The sequence below is a fragment of the Coprococcus sp. ART55/1 genome (genome assembly GCF_000210595.1).
GTDB classification, from domain to species: domain Bacteria; phylum Bacillota; class Clostridia; order Lachnospirales; family Lachnospiraceae; genus Coprococcus; species Coprococcus aceti.
In genome coordinates, this window is the sequence record NC_021018.1 from 3,016,844 (window position 1) to 3,023,950 (window position 7,107).

General features: G+C 40.3%; 8 protein-coding genes. All 8 read right to left on the minus strand.

All coding sequences use genetic code 11. The features are described from left to right. Positions 1 to 11: 11 nt before the first annotated feature. Positions 12 to 656 carry a DUF6070 family protein gene (locus CCU_RS13550; protein ID WP_330369951.1) on the minus strand — a complete coding sequence of 215 codons (645 nt, stop codon included), beginning with the start codon at positions 654 to 656 and terminating at the stop codon, positions 12 to 14. Then, on the minus strand, positions 569 to 991 hold the full coding sequence (locus CCU_RS13555; RefSeq protein WP_015535039.1) for a DUF6070 family protein: 423 nt from the start codon (positions 989 to 991) through the stop codon (positions 569 to 571). Before CCU_RS13555 ends, CCU_RS13550 begins: the two co-directional genes overlap by 88 nt. Before the next feature lie 47 nt (positions 992 to 1,038). Beyond that, positions 1,039 to 2,199, minus strand: coding sequence for a DUF6070 family protein (locus CCU_RS13560; RefSeq protein WP_208896308.1), 1,161 nt, complete (start codon positions 2,197 to 2,199; stop codon positions 1,039 to 1,041). A 273-nt stretch (positions 2,200 to 2,472) separates the two neighbouring features. Beyond that, positions 2,473 to 2,925, minus strand: a complete 453-nt coding sequence (locus CCU_RS13565; protein ID WP_015535041.1) for a GNAT family N-acetyltransferase — start codon at positions 2,923 to 2,925, stop codon at positions 2,473 to 2,475. Between the two features lie 69 nt (positions 2,926 to 2,994). After that, the gene (locus CCU_RS13570; protein WP_004854122.1) at positions 2,995 to 3,390 is read right to left on the minus strand and encodes a C-GCAxxG-C-C family protein; all 396 of its coding nucleotides are present in this window, start codon (positions 3,388 to 3,390) and stop codon (positions 2,995 to 2,997) included. Positions 3,391 to 3,630: 240 nt separating this feature from the next. Further along, positions 3,631 to 5,721 (minus strand): FtsX-like permease family protein, encoded by a 2,091-nt coding sequence (locus tag CCU_RS13575; protein ID WP_015535042.1) that lies wholly within the window; start codon positions 5,719 to 5,721, stop codon positions 3,631 to 3,633. Beyond that, the gene (locus CCU_RS13580) at positions 5,708 to 6,475 is read right to left on the minus strand and encodes an ABC transporter ATP-binding protein (protein WP_055280061.1); all 768 of its coding nucleotides are present in this window, start codon (positions 6,473 to 6,475) and stop codon (positions 5,708 to 5,710) included. Before CCU_RS13580 ends, CCU_RS13575 begins: the two co-directional genes overlap by 14 nt. A gap of 198 nt (positions 6,476 to 6,673) precedes the next feature. Next, a partial coding sequence (locus CCU_RS13585; protein WP_243440905.1) for an ATP-binding protein occupies positions 6,674 to 7,107 on the minus strand: 434 nt, incomplete at its 5' end.

The following is a 7,107-nucleotide window of genomic DNA, read 5'->3' on the forward strand; positions in this document are numbered from 1 at the left end:
GCCTATGGATATCAGTCAGAATAAACCGGTATGTCACATTCCACCTTCTCTATATGATTTGACATATATTTGAAAGTACCATCTTCTTCCGGTTTTACTGTAAGTGTATTTCTAAATGCAATGTCCGATCCCTTGTCAGCCCACACTGCATCAACAATAAGCGAAACAGTTCCATCATCGTTGTAGATATAGTCCACAACCTCTCCGAATGGTGGATACTGTTTTCCTAGAATGACCTGATATCTGTACGAATTTTTTTCTGAATTGTAATCACAATTATCCCTCAGCTCCGTCACAGTAACAGGGAACATTGACAACATAACAGACTCATATTTGTCTGCATCTATCCATCCACCATCAGGTTTCAGATTTTCACCAGTGTACAGTCTGTATATATCATCAAACATACACGGCACAAGTATATCTGATGCATTTGACTCATCCCAATCGATAACAAGCATATTGTAATTCACATAACTAAGCCCATACACATATTTTCTTGTCAATTTCCTGCATTCATCCGTCAACGGACTGACTCTGAAATACTCCTTCAGCCCACCATGGGCTATTATATTTGAGTATGTATATATAAAGTAGCCTTTTCTGTGAGTTTCATATCTTTTAAATCCCGTATGCCAGTCGCTATAAACTTCCAGTCACGATTCTCGTACTTTGCTGTGTTGAAAATCATCTGTATCCGGCTGTCATCATACGCAAATGTCATCTCTGTCACGCTTGCATCCTTGTTTACCCTATATACGCAAATGTAATCTCGCTCTCCACCATCTGTATAATTTCTATAAAAAGACTGAAATAGCTGATAATTATACATATTGGTATCATCAGAAAAACAAATCAGTCCACTGCTTCCTAAGATATCTACTGCACCATATATTAAATCACTATTATCCGAAATATCTTCATCCTCATACAACTTTCTTATGGCATCTGACTGCAATATTCCTATTATATTTACTTTAACATTCTCCATTTCGTCATCGGATAACAGACTATCATCAATAACATTTCCATTCTGATTTATTGTGATGGTCTTATCTCCGTAGTGCTCCTGCCACTCTTTATCAGAAAGCCTGTCTCTGTACCAATATATCCCTCTTTGCCCATCGTCAGAACATCATTTGACACATACTCAAATCCATCATTTTCTTTCTCCTTTATTGTAACTTTATGTGTAAATAATCTGCCACTCTCATCTTTCTCCGAAACAGCATTTACTATGAGGGTTATTGTTCCGTCAGCATTATACTCAGCATCCACTACCTCTGGAAATGGAACCAATGGTGTCACACTGTGATCAAACATCCCCCTCGTTCTGTACTGATACATTTGTCTGGACACATCATATACATTGACATGCTGAAGTACATCTGTAGACACAGGCAAATACTCCTGAAACACCTTCTCGTATAACTTCCCTTCTATCATATATGTAACCCCCTCGTCCGAATAGGGACTAGACATACCATATTTCATTTTGTAAAGTGCTTCATAGATATCGTAATAATTTATTTTGTTCATATCTGATTCATCCCAGTTTGTGGTAAATAAATTATTCGAATCATATCCAATCGTCTTGATATACTTTCTGTTAAGTACCCTTAACTTCTCATCCAGAGGCTCAACTCGTAATGCCGTATACGCAGAATCTCCGTCATATCCTCCCATCCTGTACCTCTCAAAAAATAGATATCCGTCTGTGTATTTCCATGTATAGGCCTTATAGTTTTCTTCATTTTTCTCAACAAAACAGTTATTCTCCCACACATAGAATCGCCTGGTTATCATCACATTGTTACTGCCTGATTTAAAATCAAACCTTACAAAGGACTTATCATACATGACCTGCAGTATTGTACATCCCGCATCTCTGTTTTCAGCCACCTCTGATAAAAACATCTCCGCATTCTCTGCATTTGCCATATTGATCTGATTCTCCACATCCACAGCTATGTACCCCTTACTTCCCATCGATTCTATTACGGTCCTAGTCTGATTCAGTTTTTCTTCCTCGGTCTTGCATTTCATATCCTGACAGGATGAATATATATCATCCAAATCTGCAATAAACTGATTTTCATCAGATATACTAAAATCAATAACTGTCCGCTCTGCGTCTGCCACTGCATTTTTATTGGAACAACTGCATAACAATATGGCTATGCCAACCAAAAGTAGCATACAATATAACTTCTTGTATATATTACACACGTAGTATTTCAAGATAAAAAAATATAAGTTCATCATATCAAAACTCCTTTATAATAAATATTACATTTGTAGTATTTATTATAAAGGAGTTTATTGCTGTGTCAATACTAATTACTTATAACTTCGCCCTAAAATAAGTAACTCCCGGCAGCACCGAAACATTCGTTCCGATCCAGACGTTATCTCCCACTGTGATAGGCAGGGCAATCTCTAAATGTAACTTTTGCTCCATCATCATATATACTACAGCTTATACTGCATGAAATTACCATTATGAACAAATCCGAAATCCGTATACAATTTAACACCCATGTCAGATGCCGTGATCTGTATCGTTCCACATCCATAATCCCTTGCATCATTTACAACACGGGATAACAGTTCCTTTGCAATGCCCTTTCTTCTATAATTAGGGTTGGTAAACATACTGGAGAGCAACCCTATTCTTCCACTTGGACATCCAAAATAAGGCGGTTTCTCCACAAATGACATACCGCTTGTCCCTATAATATCATCCCCGTCAAAAGCCAGCCATGATACAAACGTTCCGTCTGCCATATGCCGGGTATAATAATCCTTAAGCGCTGGCACCAGGTCTATCTCTTCTTTTGCGCCCTCTTCCCTGAGCTGATTTATTCTCATATTTATAAATGTATCAAGTTCATTTTCTGTAAGTCTTCTGTAGTCTATTTTCATTTACTTGCATCCTCCATTCCAGAATCCCTTTTTCCTCCAGGATAGTTAAACACGTTGTTCTTGTTATATTTATTCACTCTTCACCAGTTCATCTATCAGCTCTATAGCCTCCCTGATCATGCCGTCACAGTGCACTTTCTTGATTCCACCCTTTTGGGCATTTGCCTTTAACAGATCAGCACAATCGGTCATGCCATTGTGGTTATCTGCTATCCTGCGCCTGAACTGATTTATCACGTATGGATTCTCAACGCCCAGAGCGCCAAGTACCATAAGTCCTCCTGTGATCGCACCGCAGGTTGAACCACACTTCATGCCACCACCGAAATTAGCACTGAGCTTTGCCGCCATATCTCCTGTTATTCCGAGCTCGTCCGCGTAAGCCCGCAGAATGGTCTGCGCACAGTTATTGACCATCGGTGTCTCGTTTCTTATCTCCATAGCTTTTTCTACGTGTTTATTCATTGCTGTTTCCTCCAATCCATGAACCTAATTCCTATTATATCATTATACATTATTTGTGATAATATCAAGTTTTTGATGCTTGTATTTATTTCATCCAAATCTATTCTATTAGTGACAATATTGTATCTTTCAATTGTAAAATCTCTTCCTTAAATAAAAATTTTTAGTTATACAAAAGAAATCCAGGAAAGACATATATCCTCCCTGGATCAATTATTCCTGAAAAATTTTTCATTTCCCTCACTCACTGATAATCTTCCTGCTGCACAGATACGTTATAAGGAAATATCCGCCATATATGATTACCACAATGGCAGCAGTGATTCCGATAGCACCTGCTATATCATACGCTCCCATAGTGTCAAGAATCTTCGTGCTGACCATCATTCCAAATACCGAATGGACTATGGCAAGAGCAAGTGGGAATATGAAGAATAGTCCCATCTGTGAGAAAAGAGCCTTGTTGATCATGTGCTGATCCACCCCAAGTTTCCTGAGCATCTTGTATCTCTCTATGTTGTCTGTGCTCTCTGAGAGCTCTTTGAGTGCAAGGATGGCTGCACCGGATATGAGGAATATGAGTCCGATATACATACCTATAAATGAAGCGATGGCTCCAACTCCCACGCTGGCTGCTTTCACGTTGTCCTTGGTATTTACTGTGATAAGTCCGCCAAGTTCATCCTTCTTTGATACATTCCTTATGATCGTATCACTATCCTGTATGACATCCCTGTCCTGATTGGCATACTTTCCGATGAAATACTCTTTCGCGAACTGTGCACCTTCAATGGCTGAATCCGGCACGATAAACACACCTGTGTTGAGGGGCTGAGTGGCAAGCTCTATATCACCATCTATACAATACGAGATAACCGGTTTAAGCTTGTTGCCATATACCTCTATCTCTTTTCCCTCCTGAAGTCTCTCATCACGGATCTTAACGAATATTCTATAATTTGCAAGGATGGCATACTCGTCATCGGCAAGCTGGAGCTCAGCATTGTCATAAATCTTTGCAACCTTGTTATAGTCGGACTGTGATATGATCTCCTCCGTTCCCTCATAACTAGACAAAGCGTTTACATCTATTCCAAGAGAATCAATCAGAGCCTCATCTCCCAGATAGTTTCTGATTGTAAGTGCAGGACATGTATATGTGTGTACGTCAACGTAATCTGAGAAGTATGATCCAAGATCCACATTATTTTCACTATATACATCTTCTATGCTCTTTCCATCAGTCACCTCAAGTTTCTTCAAAAGATCATTTGTCTCGCTGTCATTACCCATCTCGTCCTCGTCATAATAGATTGAATCACTGCTCTGGGTTTTCGATATACTCACATCCGCTCTTGCGTACTTTGCAATGCCCTCATTTAAGGAATTCTTCACTGCAAGCGCTGATGAAAGCACACATATTGTCACAAAAAGCATCAGACAGATGACTGATATTGAAAGTACATTTGTATTTACACGGCTGCTCATCTGTCTGACGACAAATGAATTGAGTCCCTTATAGTACACATTCTTCATGGACGACACGATCCTGAAGAGCATTCCGGATACCGACCAGAAGAAGAGCACCGTTGCAACGCATCCGACCACGATCCACTTGTAGAGATCGTTCATGTACATGTCATTTATATCGGTAATCACCGCATGATAAGCATATCCAAGTGATACAACTGATATCAGGAACACGATAACTGATACCCACGGATTCTTGATCTTGACATTCTCAGATTTTCTTCCATTCTGGAAAAGGTCGATGAGCTTACATTTGCTGATGATAAATGTGTTGAAGATTATAACCACCACATATATGATTGCAAAATACAAACATGTCTTGACAAATGCGCTGCCCGAGAACACAAAGCTGTATGATGACATATCTACATCGAACATGTTTGCAACGAGTACACTTGTTATCTGTGAGATTCCTATTCCGACAAGAAGTCCTACCACAAGTGATACAAGTCCGATGATAAGTGTCTCTATGAAAAGCATTGTGGACACCTTGCGTTTTCCCATTCCAAGGATGAGGTACAGACCAAATTCTTTGTTACGCCTCTTCATCAGGAAACGGCTTGCATATATGATGAGGAATCCGAGCACAAATGCGATGAACACACTGACACCCGCGATCATCTTGCTCATGAGCTGCACGACCTGTCTTGTGTCAGCCGATATCCGGAGCATGGCGGTCTGCGTCTCTATGGCATTGAACACATAGAAGATTGCAACACCGAGTACCAGAGTGAAGAAATATATGGCATAGTCCTTTATACTCTTCTTCATATTTGATGCGGAAAGCTTAAAGAGCGTCATTCAGATCACCTCCAAGCAGTGTCACGACATCTATGATCTTATTGAAGAATTCTTTTCTGGTATCTCCGCCTCTTCTGAGCTCATGAAACACCTTGCCATCCTTGATGAAAAGGATCCTGCCTGCATAGCTGGCTGTAAATGAATCGTGTGTTACCATGAGTATCGTTGTCATGAGATCCTCATTCAGATGCTTAAATCTCTCAAGCAACAGCTTTGCCGACTTGGAATCGAGTGCTCCTGTAGGCTCATCTGCAAGCACAAGCTTTGGGTCAGTGATGATGGCTCTTGCAGATGCGACTCTCTGCTTCTGACCGCCCGACATCTGGTACGGATACTTCTTCAGAACACTCTCGATCTCAAGCTCCTTTGCAACAGCTCTGACCTTCGCATCTATCTGTTTTGCAGGCACATTCTGTATTGAAAGTGCCAGTGCGACATTCTCATACGCCGTGAGTGTGTCAAGAAGGTTGAAATCCTGAAATATAAATCCCAGCTCCTCTCTCCTGAATTCGTTGAGCTTATTGCCTTTGAGTGTTGTGATATCCTTGCCGCCCACATAGATATGGCCGCTGCTAACCTTATCTATAGTTGAAACGCAGTTAAGCAGTGTCGTCTTACCGCTTCCCGATGCACCCATGATAGCGACGAACTCTCCTGCCTCCACATCGAATGATATTCCATCTATGGCCTTTGTCATATTGGATTTGTTTCCATAATACTTCTCAATGTTGTCAATCTTTAATATTGTTTCCATTGAATTTCCCATTGGATTTTCCATTGAAATGCCTCCTCAAATGTTTGATTATTACTGCTCTCACCATTGAACATATTTGCAGTTTACACATTTTGAAAGCAATTGTCCTTTTTCCATTATTACCTAACATTACAATTCTGTAACATTGGGACGCTCACCCGATCTGGTATCCCACTATCGCAAAACTCAATTTTTATATCATCCAATCTTGTATATATCATTATGTCCAAATACTATACTCACATCTGTGTATTCATCCACCTTTGACGTTATATCCAGCTTATGTCCCAGCTGCCTGCACAGATTGTCTATTATATAAAGGCCCATACCTGTGGATTTCGCATGTTTCCGCCCATTTTCCCCGGTAAATGATTTCCTGCACACAAGTGGAATATCAGACTGTGGTATACCTATTCCATTGTCCTTTATGTGCAGAGCCTTGCCGTCACCCAACGGTTCAGTCCAGATCTCTATAGTCTTCTCCTGTCCTCGGTCTATATACTTGATACTGTTGCTCACGATCTGATTTACCATAAACTCAAGCCATTTTGAATCCGTCACAACACATTCATCCACATCATGAACATTCAGCGATATGTCACCATCAAGCAGCACATCCTTGTTCTTCACAG